The sequence below is a fragment of the Halanaeroarchaeum sp. HSR-CO genome, from assembly GCF_024972755.1.
In the GTDB taxonomy this organism is placed as follows: Archaea; Halobacteriota; Halobacteria; order Halobacteriales; family Halobacteriaceae; genus Halanaeroarchaeum.
On the sequence record NZ_CP087724.1, the window covers coordinates 804,590 to 823,634 of the forward strand.

The following is a 19,045-nucleotide window of genomic DNA, read 5'->3' on the forward strand; positions in this document are numbered from 1 at the left end:
ATGTCGACAGGACAAAGCCCAAAGGAGATCGGCGAAATCAGCTTCGGGCTGATGGACCCCGAGGAGTACCGCGAGATGTCCGCAACGAAAGTTATCACGGCGGACACCTACGACGACGACGGATTCCCCATCGACATGGGGCTGATGGACCCCCGTCTCGGCGTCATCGACCCGGGACTGGAGTGTAAGACCTGTGGCAAACGCTCCGGATCCTGTAATGGCCACTTCGGCCATATCGAACTCGCCGCGCCGGTCATCCACGTGGGCTTCTCGAAGCTCATCCGCCGGTTGCTGCGGGGTACCTGTCGGGAATGTTCACGGCTCCTCCTCACCGAGGAGGAACAGGAGAAGTATCTCGGACAGATCGATCGCACGCGGAGCCTCCGCCAGGACGTCTCGGACGTCACGAAGGCCGCGATCCGCGAGGCCAGGAAGAAGAACTCGTGTCCGCACTGCCAGGCCCCACAGTACGACGTCAAACACGAGAAACCGACGACCTACTACGAGGTCCAGGAGGTCCTGGCGGGCGATTACTCCGAACGCATCGCCGAAGCGATGCAGCCCGACCCGGACGACCCCGACGACGAGGCCGTCGCGCCCCTCGACCTGGCCGAGGAGACCGACATCGCCCTCGAACGCATCAACGAGATCCTCTCCGGTGAGTTCCGCCCTCGGCGCGAGGACCGCAAAGCGCTCGAGAAGGCACTCGACACCGACCTCTCGACCGAAGACATGAACAAGCTGATGCCCTCGGACATCCGCGACTGGTTCGAGGACATCCCGGACTCCGATATCGAGGCCCTCGGCATCGACGCCGAACTCTCACGCCCCGAGTGGATCATCTTGACTGTCTTGCCGGTCCCGCCGGTGACTGCCAGGCCCTCCATCACGCTGGATAACGGGCAGCGCTCGGAGGACGACCTCACCCACAAACTCGTCGACATCATCCGCATCAACCAGCGGTTCATGGAGAACCGCGAGGCCGGTGCGCCACAGCTCATCATCGAGGACCTCTGGGAACTGCTCCAGTACCACGTCACGACGTTCATGGACAACGAGATCAGTGGGACGCCACCGGCGCGCCACCGCTCCGGTCGCCCGCTGAAGACTCTCTCCCAGCGTCTCAAGGGTAAGGAGGGGCGGTTCCGCGGTTCGCTGTCCGGGAAGCGCGTGAACTTCTCCTCGCGAACGGTCATCAGTCCGGATCCGACCCTCTCGCTCAACGAGGTCGGTGTGCCCGACCGTGTCGCGACCGAGATGACCCAGACGATGGTCGTCAACGACCAGAACGTCGAACGGGCCCGCCGCTACGTGCGCAACGGGCCGGAGACCCACCCCGGTGCGAACTACGTGAAACGGCCCGACGGTCGTCGGGTCCGTGTGACCGACAAGGTCTCCGAGGAACTCGCCGAACGCGTCGAAGCCGGCTGGGAGGTTCAGCGTCACCTCATCGACGGGGACATCATCATCTTCAACCGGCAGCCCTCGCTGCACCGGATGTCCATCATGGCCCACGAGGTGGTCGTGATGCCGTACAAGACCTTCCGGCTCAACACGACGGTCTGTCCACCGTACAACGCCGACTTCGACGGCGACGAGATGAACATGCACGCCCTCCAGAACGAGGAGGCCCGTGCAGAGGCGCGCGTGCTCATGCGCGTCCAAGAACAGATGTTGAGCCCCCGCTTCGGCGAGAACATCGTCGGCTCCATCCAGGACCACATCACGGGGACCTACCTGCTGACCCACGACAACCCGACGTTCAACGAGACGCAGGCCTCGGACCTCCTGCGCCAGACGAGTATCGACGAACTCCCTGCACCGAAAGGCGAGGAGGACGGCCGTCCCTTCTGGACCGGCCGACAGCTCTTCTCTGAGCTCTTGCCCGACGGACTCGACCTGGAGTTCACGAGTTCAGCCGGTGACACGGTCGTCATCGAGGACGGCCAACTTCTCGAGGGTACCATCGACGAGGACGCCATCGGTGCGTTCGGTGGGGAGGTCGTCGACACCGTCACGAAGCAGTACGGCCGCACGCGCGCTCGTATTCTCATCAACGAGATATCGGGCATCGCCGTGCGCTCGATCATGCACTTCGGGTTCTCGATCGCCATCGACGACGAGACGATCCCGGGCGAGGCCCAAGAACAGATCGACGAGGCGATCGAGAACGCCTACGACCGCGTCCAGGAACTCATCGAGACCTACGAGCGTGGCGAACTCGAGAGCCTCCCGGGTCGAACCATCGACGAGACGCTGGAGATGAAGATCATGCAGACCCTCGGGAAGGCCCGCGACTCCGCGGGAGACATCGCCGAGGACCACTTCGCCGAGGACAACCCGGCGGTCATCATGGCCCGCTCCGGGGCCCGTGGGTCCATGTTGAACCTCACGCAGATGGCCGGCGCCGTCGGTCAGCAGGCGGTGCGCGGAGAGCGCATCAACCGCGGTTACGAGGACCGGACGCTCAGTCACTTCAAGCCAAACGACCTGTCCTCCGAGGCCCACGGCTTCGTGGAGAACTCCTACACCGGCGGACTGACGCCGAAGGAGTTCTTCTTCCACGCGATGGGTGGCCGCGAGGGGCTCGTCGACACGGCGGTCCGGACCTCCAAGTCCGGGTACCTCCAGCGGCGACTCATCAACGCCCTCTCCGAACTCGAGACGCAGTACGACGGGACGGTCAGGGATACGAGTGACACCATCGTCCAGTTCGAGTTCGGCGAGGACGGGACCAGTCCGGTCGAGGTCTCCTCGAGTGAGGACTACGAAATCGACGTGGACGAGATCGCGGACCGCGTCATCGAGGCTGAGTTCGAGGACGAAGCCGAGAAAGAGGCGTTCCTCAGCGGCCCGAAGCTACCGACGAATCTCTCCGAACACGGCGAGAGCTGGGAGGTGGAGTCAGATGACTGAGATCACCGACGCGGTCGAAGCGGTCGTCGAGGACACGGAATTGCCTCTCAGGCTCCGAGAGAACGTCTACGAGACCGTCGAGGACCGAGACGATCTCTCGCTCGAACAGATCGAGGAGATCGCTTCGGCAGTCGAAGCGGAATATCTCGACAATCGCGTTCCCCCACTGGACCCCGTCGGGACAGTCTCGGCGCAGTCCATCGGCGAACCGGGGACGCAGATGACGATGAACACCTTCCACTACGCGGGCGTCGCCGAGATCGACGTGACCCAGGGCCTCCCGCGACTTATCGAGCTGGTGGACGCGCGCAAGACGCCGGACACCCCGATGATGACGGTCTACCTGGAGGACGAATACGCCACCGATCGCGAGAAGGCCCACGAGGTCGTCTGGCAGATCGAGGCGACGAAGATCCTCGCGCTGGGGGACATCTCGACCAACGTGGCGGACATGATCGTCAGCGTGAACCTGAACGAAGACACCCTCCAGGAGCGATGGCCTACCCTGGACAGCACGAACCAGATCGCTGGCGAGATCGCGGAGACGATGGAGGACGCACTCGGTGTGAAGGTCACCCAGGAGGGAACCGTCCTCGAGTTCGGGCCGGAACAGCCCAGTTACCGCGAACTGCTCCAGCTCGTCGAAGCGCTTCGCGACGTGGTGTTCAAAGGCATCGAGGACATCTCCCGGGTCGTCATCCGCAAAGAGCAGATGGACGACGGCGAACAGTTCGTCCTCTACACCGAGGGCTCGGCGTTCAAGAAGACACTCGCCATCGAGGGCGTCGACGCCTCGCGGACGACCTGTAACAACATCCACGAGATCCACAGTACGCTGGGCATCGAGGCCGCCCGTGAGACCATCATCGAGGAGACCCGCGAGACCCTCGAAGAACAGGGTCTCGGCGACGTGAACATCCGTCACCTCATGCTGGTCGCGGACATCATGACCAACGATGGCACCATTCAGTCGATCGGCCGCCACGGTATCTCCGGAAACAAGGAGAGCGTCCTCGCCCGTGCGGCGTTCGAGGTCACGGTGAACCACCTGCTCGATGCGGCCATCTACGGGGAGGCCGACGACCTCAACGGCGTCATCGAGAACGTCATCGTCGGCAAGGCCGTGAAACTCGGGACCGGCGACGTCGACCTTCGCATGTCCGCGAGCAAGTCGGACTAGGGATGACGGTCACCCTCTCCGCGGAGGCACGGCAGTATCTTTCGGTGTTCGAGGACGTCACCAGCGTCACCGCGGTGGATTGCATCGTGGACGACGAGTTCGACCGCGTCGTCTACGTCGTTCCGTCGGACTCGATGGGACAGGCCATCGGCCCCGATGGGGAGCGCGTCCAACGACTGGAGGAGACCGTCGGGCGGACGGTGGAACTGGTGGAGGACGCTGCGACTGTCGAGGCGTTCGTCGCCAACGCACTCGCGCCCGCGGCCGTCTACAACGTGACCATCAGCGAGAACGACGACGTCGTGGCGTACGTCGAGGTCGACCTCGACGACCGCGGCGTCGCCATCGGGACGGACGGCCAGAACATCCGCGCTGCCAAAACCCTCGCCGACCGGCACTACGACGTGGACGACATTCAGCTAACGTAAACCCACTTTTTCCTGCGGGCCGCGCGAAGCGCGGCCCTGCTCGCGGTTCCGTTCCGTCACCGCTGGCATTTCCGAGGCGCTCACTCCGTTCGCGCCTCGCAGGCAAAAACGTGGGGAAAAAGCCGGCGTCGGGGGCGTTGCCCCCTCCTTGGCCCGAGCGCTTTGCGCTCGGGAAACCGCTCACTTCCGGGTCCTGACGGACCACTCGTTCGCGGACGCTTGACGGCATGTTAGAAATGGCGTCACCACATTCAATGGCAGAAATTCTGGACGTGCATCCGCGAGCGAGCGTTCACGAGAGCTAAGCTCTCCAATGGTCGGCGAATCTTCGATTCGCCTCGACATCAGAAATCTACGATTTCTGAGGATGGTTCGAAGAACCCGAGCGAAGCGGTTCACCGCGCCGAAGGCGCGGGCCGACGAACCCCCGAAGGGGGTGAAGACGGCTTTTTCCCCACGTTTTTGCCAGGGCCGCGCTCCGCGCGGCCCGCAGCAAAAAGTGGATGAAGGGGCTTAAGTAGTTGCGTCGGGTAAATCGCTCCATATGCCGAACGGTAAGTACGCCGCTCGCAAGCTCAAGAAAGACCGCCAGAATCACCGGTGGTCCGACTCCGAGTACGCGCGGCGCGAACGGGGGCTTGGCAAGAAGTCCGACCCGCTCGAGGGTGCCCCCCAGGCCCGTGGTATCGTCCTGGAGAAAGTTGGGATCGAAGCGAAACAGCCCAACTCCGCCATCCGAAAATGCGTTCGCGTGCAGCTCATCAAGAACGGGAAACAGGTCACCGCCTTCGCCCCTGGCGACGGTGCCATCTCGTTCATCGACGAGCACGACGAGGTCACCATCGCCGGTATCGGTGGCGCGAAGGGTCGCGCCATGGGTGACCTGTCTGGCGTGAACTACAAGGTGGACAAGGTCAACGGCGTCGCGCTGCTCGAACTCGTCCGTGGAAACGCAGAGAAGCCCGTCCGATAACATGTCCGAAGAAGAAGCCCCAGAGCCAGAGACGCCCGCTGGCACCGACGACGACGAGACCGTGGCCGAACTGTTCGGCCGCTGGGACGTCACCGAGATTCAGTACACGGACCCGAGCACCCGTCGCTACATCTCCGTGACCCCGGTCGCCCACACGATGGGCCGACACGCCTCCAAGCAGTTCAAGAAGTCCGAGATTTCGGTCGTCGAACGGCTCGCCAACCGGCTGATGCAGAACTCCGACAACTCGGGGAAAAAACAGCAGTCGCTCAAGATCGTCCAGGAAGCCTTCGAGATCATCGATTCGACCGCCGACGAGAACCCAGTACAGGTCCTCGTCCGTGCTATCGAGAACTCGGCGCCTCGTGAGGAGACCGTCCGCCTGAAGTACGGTGGCATCTCGGTTCCCAAGGCCGTCGACGTCGCCCCACAGCGCCGGGTCGACCAGGCCCTGAAGTTCATCGCGGACGGAACGTTCAGCGCCTCCTTTAAGTCCCCGACGCCGGTCGAGGAGGCACTCGCTCAGCAGCTCCTCGGAGCGGCCGACTACGACGTCCAGACGTACGCCGTCGGACAGAAAGAGGAAAAAGAGCGCGTCGCAGCGGCGGCACGCTAACCGTCGTTCGTTCTTTTCGACACACTCTCGAGCGTGTCAGCGAGACCGTCGGTTCCGGCCTCGGTGCCAACGCCTCGCTGTCCCGAATAGCCCTGCGTACGGGTCACACGCCCCGGATCTCCCGATTCGAAACAGCACCCTTTTGTCCCTGCTATTGGAACAACAGTCATAATGGGCCGACGTAAGAAAATCGTCGAACAGTGCGAGCGGTTGATGGATAACCCCCAGCAGATACGGAATATCGCCATCGCCGCCCACGTCGACCACGGGAAGACCACGCTGACGGACAACCTCCTCGCTGGTGCCGGAATGATCTCCGAGGACACCGCCGGCGAGCAACTCGCCATGGACACCGAGGAGGACGAACAGGAACGGGGCATCACCATCGACGCGGCGAACGTCTCGATGACCCACGAGTACGAGGGCGAGGCGAGCCTCATCAACCTCATCGACACGCCGGGTCACGTCGACTTCGGCGGCGACGTCACCCGTGCGATGCGCGCTGTCGACGGTGCGCTCGTCGTCGTCGACGCGGTCGAGGGGGCGATGCCCCAGACCGAGACGGTCGTCCGGCAGGCGCTCCGCGAGGGTGTCAAACCGGCCCTGTTCATCAACAAGGTCGACCGCCTCATCTCGGAACTCCAGGAAGGGCCCGAGGAGATGCAACAGCGCCTCCTGAGTGTCATCCAGGACGTCAACGAACTCATCCGCGGGATGACCAAGGACAAAGACCTCGACTGGACCGTCTCCGTCGAAGAGGGAACCGTCGCCTTCGGGTCAGCGCTCTACAAGTGGGGCGTCTCGATGCCTTCCATGCAGGAGACGGGGATGGACTTCGGCGACATCATCGATCTCGAACAGGCCGGCAAGCGAGAGGAACTCCACGAGCGCACCCCGCTTTCGGACGTCGTTCTCGACATGGTCGTCGAGCACTTCCCGAACCCTGTCGACGCCCAGCCCCGCCGTATCCCGAGCGTCTGGCGGGGCGACCCCGAGTCCGATATCGCACAGGAAATGGCTGCCGTCGACCCCGAGGGCGAAGTGGTCCTGATGGTCACCGACATCTCCATGGACCCACACGCCGGCGAGATCGCGACCGGTCGCGTCTTCTCCGGCACTCTCGAGAAGGGCCAGGAACTGTACGTCTCCGGGACGGCGGGTCGGAACCGCCTCCAGAGTGTCGGGCTCTTCATGGGTGGCGAGCGCGAGGAGGTCGACCGCGTTCCGGCCGGCAACATCGCCGCCGTAACCGGTCTTCGCGACGCCATTGCCGGATCGACGGTGTCCTCTGTCGAGATGACGCCGTTCGAGTCCATCGAACACATCTCCGAGCCAGTCATCACGAAATCCATCGAGGCCCAGCACATGGACGACCTGCCGAACCTTATCAAGACCCTTCAGCAGGTCGCCAAGGAGGACCCGACGATCCAGATCGAGATCAACGAGGACACCGGCGAGCACCTCGTCTCCGGGCAGGGCGAACTCCACCTCGAGGTTATCACCCAGCGCATCGAGCGCAACCAGGGGATTCCGGTCCGCACCGGTGAGCCCATCGTCGTCTACCGCGAGATGCCGACCCAGGCATCCGACGAGGTCGAGGGGATCTCCCCGAACCGCCACAACCGGTTCTACGTCACGGTCGAGCCCCTTTCCGACGACCTCACTGCAGCCCTGAAACTCGGCGAAGCGTCCATGGACATGCCCGAACAGGAACGCCGCGAGAGCCTCCAGGAGGCGGGTATGGACAAGGACACCTCCCAGAACGTTGAGGACATCATCGGCACCAACATCTTCGTGGACGACACGAAGGGTATCCAGCACCTGAACGAGACGATGGAACTGGTCATCGAGGGCCTCGAAGAGGCGCTCGAGGACGGCCCACTGGCGGCCGAACCCGTTCAGGGTTCGCTCATCCGGCTTCACGACGCTCGCCTGCACGAGGACGCCATCCACCGTGGCCCCGCTCAGGTCATTCCGGCGGTCAGAGAGGCTATCCATCGCGGTCTCATCGACGCCGGGATCCGTCTCCTCGAGCCGATCCAGGACGTCCGCATCGACGTGCCGTCCGAGCACATGGGTGCTGCCTCCGGCGAGATTCAGGGTCGACGCGGTCGCGTCGACGACATGTACCAGGAAGGCGACCTGATGGTCGTCGAGGGCATCGCGCCCGTCGAGGAGATGATCGGCTTCTCCTCGGACATCCGCTCGGCCACCGAAGGTCGCGCCTCCTGGAACACCGAGAACGCGGGATTCCGCGTCCTCGCCGACAATCTTCAGCCCGAGAAGATCACGGAGATCCGCGAGCGCAAAGGCATGAAGACCGAACTGCCGGCCAGCATCAACTACTTCTAGCTCCTCTCTTCCGAGTCCGGCAGGACTTTACCGCGCCCCACACAATATCCGGTAACGAACATGCAGGGCCAACAGCAGCAGGCCTACGACCGGGGGATCACCATCTTCTCCCCGGACGGTCGCCTCTACCAAGTCGAGTACGCACGAGAAGCAGTCAAACGCGGGACGACGAGCATCGGCGTCCGGACGGCGGAGGGCGTCGTCCTCGTCGTCGATAAGCGCTCGCGGTCCCCCCTGATGGAACCGGAGAGCATCGAGAAATTACACAAGGTCGCCGACCACGTCGCCATCGCCAGCGCCGGCCACGTCGCCGACGCCAGGCAACTCATCGACTTCGCCCGCCGTCGGGCCCAGGTCGAGGAACTCCGCTACGAGGAGCCGATGGACGTGGAGGCGTTGACGAAGGCCGTCACCGACAACATCCAGCAGTATACGCAGGTGGGTGGCGCCCGGCCGTTCGGTGCGGCCTTGCTCATCGCTGGCGTCTCGGATGGCGTTCCCCGACTGTTCGAGACCGACCCGAGTGGCACATCGAACGAGTGGAAGGCTGTCGCCATCGGCGCGGACCGCTCGGATACCCAGTCTTTCCTCGAGGAGGAGTGGCACGACGATCTCACACTCGAGGAGGGCATCGAACTCGGTGTCCGCGCACTCGCGCATCTCCGCGAGGACTCCCTCGAGGCGTCGGGCGTCGGCGTGGGGACCGTCTCGGTCGAGGACCCCGTCTACGACGAACTATCGAACGAGGACCTCCAGGAGTACCTGGACGACCTCGACGAAGTCACCGAACACGAGGACGAGGACGAGGACGAATCGGAATGATGTCACCCGACCCCTACGAGCCGGAGCTGGGCTCCATTCCGGAGGAGACGGCACCGGCGGACGACGTGGAATCGGCGAAGACCGGGACGACGTCCGTCGGCATCGCCGCCGAGGATGGGGTCGTCATCGCCACCGATCGTCGCGCCAGTCTCGGTGGCCGCGTCGTCTCCAACAAGCAAGTCACGAAGGTCGAACAGATCCATCCGACCGCCGCGCTCACCCTCGTTGGGAGCGTCGGGGGCGCCCAGTCGTACATCCGCTCGTTACGGGCGGAGGCGAATCTCTACGAGACGCGTCGTGGCGAACCCATGAGCATCCACGCACTCGCGACCCTCGCGAGTAATTTCGCCCGCGGCGGCCCCTTCTTCAGGATCAATCCGGTCCTGGGTGGCGTCGACGACGATGGATCACACGTCTATAGCATCGACCCGCTCGGTGGTCTCTCCGAGGACGACTACGTCGTCACCGGGAGTGGTATGCAGTTCGCGCTCGGCGTCCTCGAACAGGCCTACGACAGCGATCTCTCTCTGGACGATGCGATCACGGTGGGTGCCCAGGCCGTACAGAGTGCAACAGAACGGGATACGGCCTCCGGAAACGGGATCACGATCGCGGAGATAACGACCGACGGCGTCGAGATCCACGAGCACGAAGACGTCGAGGAGCTTCTGTAAGCGGCCCACTCGTCCGCGTTCGCCATCTCGTCAGGCAGTGTGGAGCCGTTTGGCCGGGATCGGTTCCGGCTGTGCCGCCCGAAGCGGGCGCTCATCCGTACACGAAGACTGAAACCAGTGTGAACGCCGCTGTCATCTGGCTCTCTGCCGGCCTGCTGGACACAGACGAATGTGACACTGGTATCGGGGTCGATCGATGGGGCTACCGTACTTCCGTTCCAACGGGTCCCGTCAGACTCGTCGTCGCGGAATCGACCTGTAACGTTGCCGCAAGCACCTTCCGCTCGGCCACACGGAGGTGCTGGAGGAACGTGGACTGGGTGATGCCCATCACCGAGGCTATCTCCTCCCCCGAGCGGTCCCGAGGCCACTCGAAGAATCCTCCGATGAAGGCCGTCTGAAGGGCCTCTCGCTGTCGGTCCGTCAATTCATCGTCGAGGGTGGCACGGATCTCCTGGATCGTTCGCTTTGGCCGCTCGTCTTCCCGACGGGCGAGAAGTTCGACGTCCCCGTGTTCAGCCTGGAGTGCCTCGAGCATGGCCCGGACGTCGCCGCCACTCGAGAGATGGGCGGTCACGACTGCGCGCCCGTTCGAGACGTGGATTGTCGAGAGATCCGCACCGAAGTCTCCCAGTGTTCGTGCGACGCACGAGTCGTCGACCTCGAAGCGAAATAGCGCTTCTTCGTCACTATCCGCAATCATCTGGACGGCCGTCACCGCCTCGTGGTCGGTCGCGTAGTCGACGACCTCGGCTGGATCTGCGCCCGTAGTCGTGAAGTACTCGACGAGGGTGTCGTCGTTGTTCGGCGAGAGCCATTTCAGGTCGAGCGAACAGCCAAGCGCTGCGGACATGCCGATACTGAAGCAGTCGGCGTCGCGGGTCTCGAATTCGACTGCCGTGACGCTGTCGGTCATGAGTGTCTCCTTGCTCTCGATGGCGTTGATCGCGTACCCGATGGTCTCGCCCAGTTCGGCGAAAACTCCCTCCTCGATGCTCTCGAAGGCGCTTCGGTTCTCCGTGGCGATGCACAGCGCCCCGTACTCCGTCTCGCCGTACGTGAGCGGGATGGCCGCGAGGGCCCGACACCGCTCGTCGTCCAGGTCGTGCGACACGGTATCATCGGATGGGCCGCACTGATCTATCCGAACGGTCCCCGACCGGATGGCGTCGGATATCGGATCGGTATCGTCGGCGTTGAACCCCGTCAACAGCGACGTGAGTTCGTCGCGTTCGATGCCGCTCCACTCGCGAGCGCGCAGCGACTCGTTCGTGACGTTTCGCGTGGCTATCCAGGCGAATTCGTACGGTGTGGCCTGGGCGAACTCCTCGGTGACCGCCGATTCGATGCCCGAACGGGTGTCCGCCTGGACGAGGTCCTGGTTCACGTCCCGGAGCACTTCGTTCGTGTGGTTGAGTACCTCCAGTTGTCGCTTTTGCTCGGATATCTTCTCTTTACGCTTTCGCCGTTCCGTGATGTCCGTATCGACCGCGACGAACTGCTCTACGTTCCCTTCCTCGTCGACGATGGGAGCGATGGTCATGTCGACCCACGTTAGCGATCCATTCTTGCGCTCGTTGACGATCTGCCCGTCCCAGACTTCGCCACTTGTGATCGTCTTCCAGAGGTCCCGGTAAAACGAATCGTCGTGTTCGCCCGACTTCCACAGGGACGGATCCTCGCCGAGCACCTCCCCCCTGGAGTAGCCGGTGACCGATTCGACGGCCTGATTTGCGTAGGTAATGGTCCCATCGGTTTCCGTGAGGAAGATGGCGTGTCCCGCGTGTTCGATCGCCTTCCTGAACGTTCGGAGCCGTTCGTTCTTCCGACGGATCGTGCGAGTGACGTTTGCCTCCTGTTCGACGTATTTTGCCAGATAGACGACGGTTAGGACCGCAAAGACGCTGACGACGAGGCCTGGTAGTTCCTCGATTCCGGGATTGCCCGAGCGGAGCGTGAAAATTTGTCGTGCCGCCATCAGCGTCAACATCACCGTCAGGAAGCCAAAGCGCGCGTCCTGGACCCGGTAGAGGAGAAGAATCGAATATCCGACGCCGGCGATCCTGAGGGCGATCGAAGCGAAGATGATGAGGTCGTCCATGGTTTCTCACTCCGGCGCGACGGTCTTCCGGTGTCTGTCCGGGAGACCGTCTCTCTCGGGGAGCCTATCGATTGTACGCGCGAGTGTGGGATATGGGGCAGGAGCGTTCCCAGTAACTGGGAAATCGGCGTTATAATACTCCTAACCACCGGAATCTCGGAAATAGCCACGGAAAATATCTCAATCCCTCACCGTTGCCCGGTCGACAGTCAATACATATTGGTAATCTCCTTATCACCGAAAATCGGCCCGAATTCAGTACCTAACAGTATTGGTGGTGACCTGAGGGGGACGGATATCTTCTATACAGATGCATGATGGACCTGAGTAACGGCGGATCCTCTCGGCGAACACCTGGGTGGGTGGTCGCATGAGCAAGACCGGTCCGTCTCCGGGTGTTCCGGCGATCGACGCCGACCAGATCGACGCGATGGTCGACGAGGAGATCCCGGATCCGGAGCAAGAACTGGCGAAGACGGAGTACGACACCGAACTCGGCATCCAGATGGCCGAGGACGCCCAGCGCGTCTCACACGGCGACATCTCGAGTGAGACGTTCTGGGCGAAATACGACGACGCCGCGGCGGGGGAGTTCGGCGCCGACTACCGCGAGACGCCGAATCCCGCCGTCGACAAGGGCGGCAGTTGCCAGACGATCGACGAACCGACGGCCGACCAGCTCTCCTGTGCGGCGGGGCCGATGGAGAGCGTCGCCGAAGGGCTCTCGAAGGCGGAGGCAGGCGACGACGTGCGCTGGGGGATGGTCATCGACCTGCAGAAATGCGTCGGCTGTGACTCGTGTACGGTCGCGTGCAAGGCCGAGAACCGCACGCCTCCTGGCGTCGCGTACAACGTCGTCATGGAAGAAGAACAGGGTACCTTCCCGAACGTCTCGCGCACGAATATCCCCCGTCCCTGTATGCAGTGTGAGAACCCATCCTGCGTGCAGGTCTGCCCGGTCAGCGCGACGTACAAGATGGAAAACGGGATCGTCAACATCGACTACGATCGCTGTATCGGCTGTCGGTACTGTATGATCGCGTGCCCGTACGGCGCGCGATATCTCGACTTCGGCGAAGGATACGACGACGAAGTCATGGGTGCCGGCGAGATCACGAGCCCCGAGTACGGCGTCGACCGCGGGAAACGGGAGGACGGAAAATCCCCGCAGGCCAACGCACGCAAATGTAGCTTTTGTTATCACCGGCTCGAGCGTGGTGAGGAGCCCGCATGTGTCGAGACCTGTATCGGCGACGCGCGAAACTTCGGCGACCTGGACGATCCGAACAGCGAGGTCTCGGAAATGGCCGACTCGACCCGCGCGATGCAGCTGAAAGAACACACGGGCAACGACCCGAACGTCTACTACCTCAAATAACCATGGCAACGGCAAACTCACTGCCCGATTTCAACCCGGGCTTCGAAGACAACCGCGTCCGCGTCGTCTGGTACGCGATACTGATAGCAACGCTTCTCGTGGGCGCGTACGCGACCTACCGGCGTATCGTCGGCGGGATGGCGACGACCAATCTCACCTCCACCACTCCCTGGGGTGCGTGGGTGGCCTTTTACATCTACTTCATCGGCCTCTCTGCCGGGGCGTTTCTCGTCAGCACCCTCGCGAACGTCTTCGAGATGGAGGGGATGGAGAAGATAGACCGCGACGCGCTGTTCGCTGCGATTATCGCGATGATCGTCGCGATGTTGTTCGTCTGGATCGACCTCGGGCGGATGGAGCGGATGTACTTCCCGTTCATCTGGCGGCAGGTCACCTCGGCGCTGGCCTGGGAGGTACACGCCTACGTCGCCTACGTCGGTGTCCTGACGGCCGAACTGTACTTCTCGATGCGTGCCGACCTCGTGCGCGTGTCCCGAAACGGCTCGGGCCTTCGCGCATGGCTCTCCGGCCTGCTCACCCTCGGTCGGACTGATCTGAGCGAGGGCACGATTCAGGCGGACCGGAAGTGGCTCAAGCGCATCGGCATCCTCGGGATCCCGCTGGCCATCTTCTTCGTCCACGGCGGCACGGGGATCCTCTTCGCCGGCGTGAAAGCGCGTGCGTACTGGAACAGCGGCCTCTTCCCGGTGATCTTCGTCATCTCGGCGCTCCTCTCCGGGACGGCACTCGTGATGGCGGTCTACGTCCTGCGCAGGAAATTATTCGAAGGCAAGCCCATCGATCTGGACCTTCTCGATCGACTCGGACAGCTCCTGCTAGCCTTCGTCCTGGTCGACGCGGCGTTCACCGCGATCGAGGCGCTCATCGGCGTGATGTCGCTTGAGGGCGCTCACCTGGGGGCATGGCTGACGATCGCCTTCGGTAAGATGGCGTGGTCGTTCTGGGGAGTAATGGTGGGAATGGGCTGGGTCCTGCCGGCGCTCCTGACCAGCAAACGGTCCTGGCGTCGTCGACCGATGCTCATGGTCATCGCCGGCCTGTCGGTGGTCGTCGGTATCGTCGGCGTCCGGTTCAACATCGTCGTTCCCCCGCTGGTGACGCCGGTGATGGAAGGCCTTCCGGCCGGTGATTACCTGCCCACGTTCACCGAGTGGGCGACTAGCTTCGGAATCGTCGCCGTCGGGCTCCTCATCTACACGCTCGGCGCCGAACTACTGCCACTGACCCCGCTCGAGGAGGACGAACACTAATGAGTACTGACGAACCCATCGACGACGGTCCGGACCTCTCTCGCCGTGATTTCGTGAAAGCAGCCGGTGCGTTCACGACCCTTTCGGCGGGTGGTGCGGCCCACGAACTGGACTTCTCTTCCCTCTGGGAGGACGAAAACGAACATTACGTCGGCACCGATTACGACGAGTACGACGCCAACGACGTCATCCACACGACCTGCGGGCAGTGCAATACGTTCTGTCCCATCAAGGTCCGACTCGACGATGGAAGCGTGGAGAACACGGAATACAGCTCCCTGGTTCGCAAGCTGTCGGGGAACCCGTATTCGTTCCTGAACACGCAGCCGTACTCGCAGGTGCCCTACGAGAGCGACCCCCAGGCGGTCGCTACCGGGTCTCTCGAGGGCACCGGCGACGTTGAGATGGATCGCTGGTCGCTGGGTGGCGGTCGCATGTGTCTGAAGGGCCAGGCAGGCATTCAGACCGCCTTCGACACCTATCGCGTGCGCAAGCCGATGAAACGCGTCGGCGAGCGCGGCAGCGAGCAGTGGAAGACGATCTCCTGGGAACAGGCGATCGAGGAGATCATCCACGGCGACGACGAACTCGGCCACCGTGGTATCGCGGAGATGTGGGACTACGTCCCCGAAGACCAGGTGATGGAGGACCGCGAGGCCCTCAGCGACGAGGAGTTCGAGGCGAAGTACGAGGACAAACTCATCGACACGGACATCCCCGAACTCGGGCCGAAAGCCAACCAGATCGTCGACGTGGGTGGGTTCCGGCGTGCCCTCATTCGCGCCCGGATCTTCAACGGCACGTTGGGAACCATCAACAGCCACCACCACGCCGGGATGTGTGGGTTCTCCTCCGTGCTGGGGAACGTCCGATCGTTCGAGAACAAGAAAAAGCGCCAGTACACCGACATCGACAACACGGAGTACCTGCTCGTCTGGGGGACCAACCCGATGGTCTCCAACAAGGGGCCGACCTGGCTCGCGCCGAAACTCACGAACGCGATCGAAGACGGCATGCGCATGGATGTCGTCGATCCACGGCTGTCCAAGACCGCCGAGAAGGCGGAGAAGTGGGTTCCGGTCAAGCCTGGTGCCGACGGCGCACTCGCGATGGGGATGGCCCGCTGGATCATCGAGAACGAGCGGTTCGACCGGGCGTATCTCGGCAATCCCAGCCAGGCCGCCGCCGATGCAGGCGATGAGAAGACGTACAGCGACGCGGCACACCTCGTCGTCGCCGACGACGACCCGACCACCACGCCGAAGGCCAAGACCGCGGCCGCGGAGGCGCTCGGCGTGGACGGTAATCGGGCCGTGATCGACTCGACCACCGGCGAACTCGCCGCCGCCGGGGACGTCGATCGCGCGACTCTCGACGTCGACACGACGATCGACGGGACGTCGGTCAAGTCGGTCTGGACGCTCTACAAGGAACGCGTCTACGAACACACCCTCGAGGAGTACGCCGAGATGTCCGGCGTCGACGTCGAGAACATCGTCGAGATCGCCGACGAATTCACGAGCCACGGCAAGCGGGCCGGCATCATGCAGTACCGCGGCCCGGCGATGCACACGAACGGCTTCTACAACACCCGAGCGATCGCGACGCTGCAGCACCTGATCGGGAACTACGACTGGAAGGGTGGACAGATCACGCCGTACGCCGGCTACCAGACGATGAACGGCCGGTACCAGCTCGGGAACGTCCCGGACGGCCGGACTCCCTGGGGGCTGCCGATCACGCGTGCCCTGAGCAACGCCGAGGACTTCGAGGGGACCCGCCTGTTCGATGGATACCCGGCCGAGCGCCCCTGGTTCCGCCTGTCGCCGCAGTACCAGTCCCAGGAGATATACCACAGCGCCGTCGACGAGTATCCGTACAGCATCAACGCCCTGTTCGTCAGACCGTACTCGAACAACCACGTCATGGCAGCGGCCGGCGGCGACAACATCCCCGAAGCCCTCCAGGACGAGGAGGCGATCGAACTGCTGGTCGCCTTCGACACGGTGATCGGCGAAATGAGCAAGAACGCCGATTACGTGCTCCCGGAGCCGACGTACCTGGAACGCTGGGAGAACTTCTCGACGTATCCGAACAAGCGGCTCGCGGACGAGAAGATCAGCCAGCCGGCCGTCAAGGTGGTCCCCGAAGCGCGGGCCGCCGAGGACGTCTACGTCGACGTCCTGACGGAACTCGAATCCGCGACCGGCGAGCCGATGCCCGGCGTCGGCGAGGACGCCATCGTCGATGCTGACGGCGAGACCTGGCCGATGAACGACGCCGAGGACTTCTACCTCAAGATGGTCGCCAACATCGCCCACGATTCGACGATCCTCGATATCGGGGACCTCGATCCGGAGGACCTCGGTCCATTGCCACCGGGACTCGACGTCGAGGACTTCCCGTACGAATCGGGGCCGGTCCCCGACGCCAGCGACGACGAACTCGCCATCTTCGAGCAGTCCCACCGCGCGGGCCTCGAGGTCGAGGGCTTCGACTTCGAAGCGGCGGGCATCAAGAAACCCTTCGATTACGACGACTGGAAGGCAAAGGTCAAAGACGAGGAGTGGCGGAAGGTCGTCACCGTCCTCAATCGCGGTGGTCGTTTCGAAGATCCGATTCCGAACTACGCGGAAGCGTTCGCGGAGAAGGGCTACGACTACGATTACGCGGAGCGCTACGAACCGTCCAACGCGTACGTCGGCGAGAAGATGCGCTACCCACTTGAGGGTGAGGTCCGGTTCTGGAACGAGATCATGCCGGTGGGCAAGTCGGCGTACGACGGCGAGCAATTCGACCCGCTCCCCGTAGTCGAGGACGGCACGCACTTCAACGGCGACCTGTTGACTCCGGTGGTCAGCGACGAGTCCCCCGCGTCCGACCGCCCTCTCCACATGATCAACTGGAAGCCACGCTCGCAGGGGATGACTCGGACCCAGAACAGCCCGTGGCTGCGCGAGGTTCGTCCGGAGAACCCCGTGTGGATCAACCCGAGCGACGCGGACGAACGGGACATCGAGAACGGCGACGAGATCGTGGTCGACTTCGGTCGAGGCGAGACGGACGCCATCGCGATGGTCACCGAGGGTATTCGGCCAGGCGTCGTCGGCACCATGTGGGGCTGGGGTCGTTCAGCGGACGGTGCCGCGGACCAGACGATCGATGGCGACACTCACGAGGCCGCTACCGAGGGCTACGGGCACACCCCCTACGAGTTCGATACGCCGATGAAAGAGGAAGCCGGATACGCGAAGGGCAGAGACGCCGGCTTCGCCGTCAACCACGTCGCACCGGTCGACACGACCACCCAGGACGTCGGACCGACCGACCCGGTCGGCGGGTCGCAGTCCCAGTACACGGCTCACGTCGAACTCAGCAAATCGGAGACCAACGATGTCGATAACTGAAGTCGACCGTGAGTTCGCCCGGTCACGTTCGCGAGTGTACGACCTCCTGTCGCGGGTGTTCGACGGTGACGTCGACGCCCTCTCCGAGGCGATCGAGACCGGTGCCTTCGTCGATCTCGCGGCGATGCTCCCTGCGGAGTTCGACACGGACGCCCTCTCTCGGGACGACCTGGACGTCGAGGCGCTGTCGATCGGGTACGACAACCTCTTCGACGTCCCCGGACCGTATTACGTTCCCCCGTTCGCGTCGGCACACGTGGACGATCCGAGCGAGTCCTTCGAGTCGGACTCCAAGTACCACGACGTTGGATCGGCCGGCGAACTCCTCGGCGACCCGGCCGAGTCGATCGCCGAACTGTACGAACAGACGGGGTTCAAGCCCCAACGCGGTGATGGTATTCCGGACCACGTCGCCGCGGAGTTCGAATTCATGGCCGTCCTCTCGGCGCGGGAGAGTCGCCTCGATGCGGCACCCGACAGGTCCATCGACGACGACCTACTCGACGTCCAGGCCCAGGTCGTCGACCATCTCGAGTGGGTCGATGCATTCGCCGATACGGTCGTCGACCGTGATTCGGCAGAGGGCGTCTATGCAGCCGTCTGCTCGTTCGCGAGCGCGTTCGTCGCTTGGGATCAGCTGCAACTGACCACGCCGACGGTCTGACCGGCCGGTCGGCGCACTTCGGTTTCCCAGGCTCGATAGTTGCTCCTCGATATCGGATCGGGGAAAGAACGGGAACAGAGGGGGGGGGGAGGATGCTCCGTTACAGAACGGAAATGGGAGACACCGACACAGAGCGCGTAAGTGGCGGATCGACCATGACCCAGTCGTTTCGCCGGTGACCGCGGCTTCGTGAGGGTGTCGCCCCGTTCACGATTCGTCGACGGGAGCACTTAAAATTGTATACCGCTCCCAATAATGTGGAA

General features: G+C 63.2%; 13 protein-coding genes. 12 read left to right on the top strand and 1 reads right to left on the bottom strand.

Annotated features, from left to right (window positions below):
* The 8 genes from HSRCO_RS04185 to psmB all read left to right on the top strand — a co-directional run bounded on the left by HSRCO_RS04185 (position 1) and on the right by psmB (position 9,961).
* Positions 1-2,916: a DNA-directed RNA polymerase subunit A' gene (locus tag HSRCO_RS04185; RefSeq protein WP_259519158.1), complete on the top strand. Its 2,916-nt coding sequence runs from the start codon at positions 1-3 to the stop codon at positions 2,914-2,916.
* A complete protein-coding gene (rpoA2, locus tag HSRCO_RS04190) occupies positions 2,909-4,096 on the top strand; it encodes a DNA-directed RNA polymerase subunit A'' (protein WP_259519159.1) in 1,188 nt (395 codons plus the stop codon). The genes HSRCO_RS04185 and rpoA2 overlap by 8 nt, the downstream gene beginning before the upstream one ends.
* 2 nt (positions 4,097-4,098) lie before the next feature.
* Entirely contained in the window at positions 4,099-4,524 is a 426-nt protein-coding gene (locus tag HSRCO_RS04195) for a NusA-like transcription termination signal-binding factor (protein ID WP_259519160.1), read from the top strand.
* Positions 4,525-5,068: 544 nt separating this feature from the next.
* Positions 5,069-5,497, top strand: coding sequence for a 30S ribosomal protein S12 (locus HSRCO_RS04200; protein WP_259519161.1), 429 nt, complete (start codon positions 5,069-5,071; stop codon positions 5,495-5,497).
* A 1-nt stretch (position 5,498) separates the two neighbouring features.
* A complete protein-coding gene (locus tag HSRCO_RS04205) occupies positions 5,499-6,113 on the top strand; it encodes a 30S ribosomal protein S7 (RefSeq protein WP_259519162.1) in 615 nt (204 codons plus the stop codon).
* Positions 6,114-6,284: 171 nt separating this feature from the next.
* Positions 6,285-8,465: an elongation factor EF-2 gene (locus HSRCO_RS04210; protein WP_259519163.1), complete on the top strand. Its 2,181-nt coding sequence runs from the start codon at positions 6,285-6,287 to the stop codon at positions 8,463-8,465.
* Between the two features lie 60 nt (positions 8,466-8,525).
* Positions 8,526-9,287, top strand: coding sequence for an archaeal proteasome endopeptidase complex subunit alpha (gene psmA / locus HSRCO_RS04215; protein WP_259519164.1), 762 nt, complete (start codon positions 8,526-8,528; stop codon positions 9,285-9,287).
* Positions 9,284-9,961 (top strand): archaeal proteasome endopeptidase complex subunit beta, encoded by a 678-nt coding sequence (gene psmB, locus HSRCO_RS04220; RefSeq protein WP_259519165.1) that lies wholly within the window; start codon positions 9,284-9,286, stop codon positions 9,959-9,961. Before psmA ends, psmB begins: the two co-directional genes overlap by 4 nt.
* A 202-nt stretch (positions 9,962-10,163) precedes the next feature.
* On the opposite strand, the gene HSRCO_RS04225 is transcribed toward psmB, so the two are convergent.
* A complete protein-coding gene (locus HSRCO_RS04225) occupies positions 10,164-12,062 on the bottom strand; it encodes a bacterio-opsin activator domain-containing protein (RefSeq protein WP_259519166.1) in 1,899 nt (632 codons plus the stop codon).
* A 370-nt stretch (positions 12,063-12,432) separates the two neighbouring features.
* Between HSRCO_RS04225 and HSRCO_RS04230 the strand changes: the two genes are divergently transcribed.
* The 4 genes from HSRCO_RS04230 to HSRCO_RS04245 are packed head-to-tail and all read left to right on the top strand — an operon-like array spanning position 12,433 to position 18,782.
* On the top strand, positions 12,433-13,440 hold the full coding sequence (locus HSRCO_RS04230) for a 4Fe-4S dicluster domain-containing protein (protein WP_259519167.1): 1,008 nt from the start codon (positions 12,433-12,435) through the stop codon (positions 13,438-13,440).
* A 2-nt stretch (positions 13,441-13,442) separates the two neighbouring features.
* Positions 13,443-14,711, top strand: a complete 1,269-nt coding sequence (gene nrfD, locus HSRCO_RS04235; RefSeq protein WP_259519168.1) for an NrfD/PsrC family molybdoenzyme membrane anchor subunit — start codon at positions 13,443-13,445, stop codon at positions 14,709-14,711.
* The gene (locus HSRCO_RS04240; RefSeq protein WP_259519169.1) at positions 14,711-18,118 is read left to right on the top strand and encodes a molybdopterin-dependent oxidoreductase; all 3,408 of its coding nucleotides are present in this window, start codon (positions 14,711-14,713) and stop codon (positions 18,116-18,118) included. The genes nrfD and HSRCO_RS04240 overlap by 1 nt, the downstream gene beginning before the upstream one ends.
* The gene (locus HSRCO_RS04245) at positions 18,105-18,782 is read left to right on the top strand and encodes a molecular chaperone (protein ID WP_259519170.1); all 678 of its coding nucleotides are present in this window, start codon (positions 18,105-18,107) and stop codon (positions 18,780-18,782) included. Before HSRCO_RS04240 ends, HSRCO_RS04245 begins: the two co-directional genes overlap by 14 nt.
* Positions 18,783-19,045 lie beyond the last annotated feature (263 nt).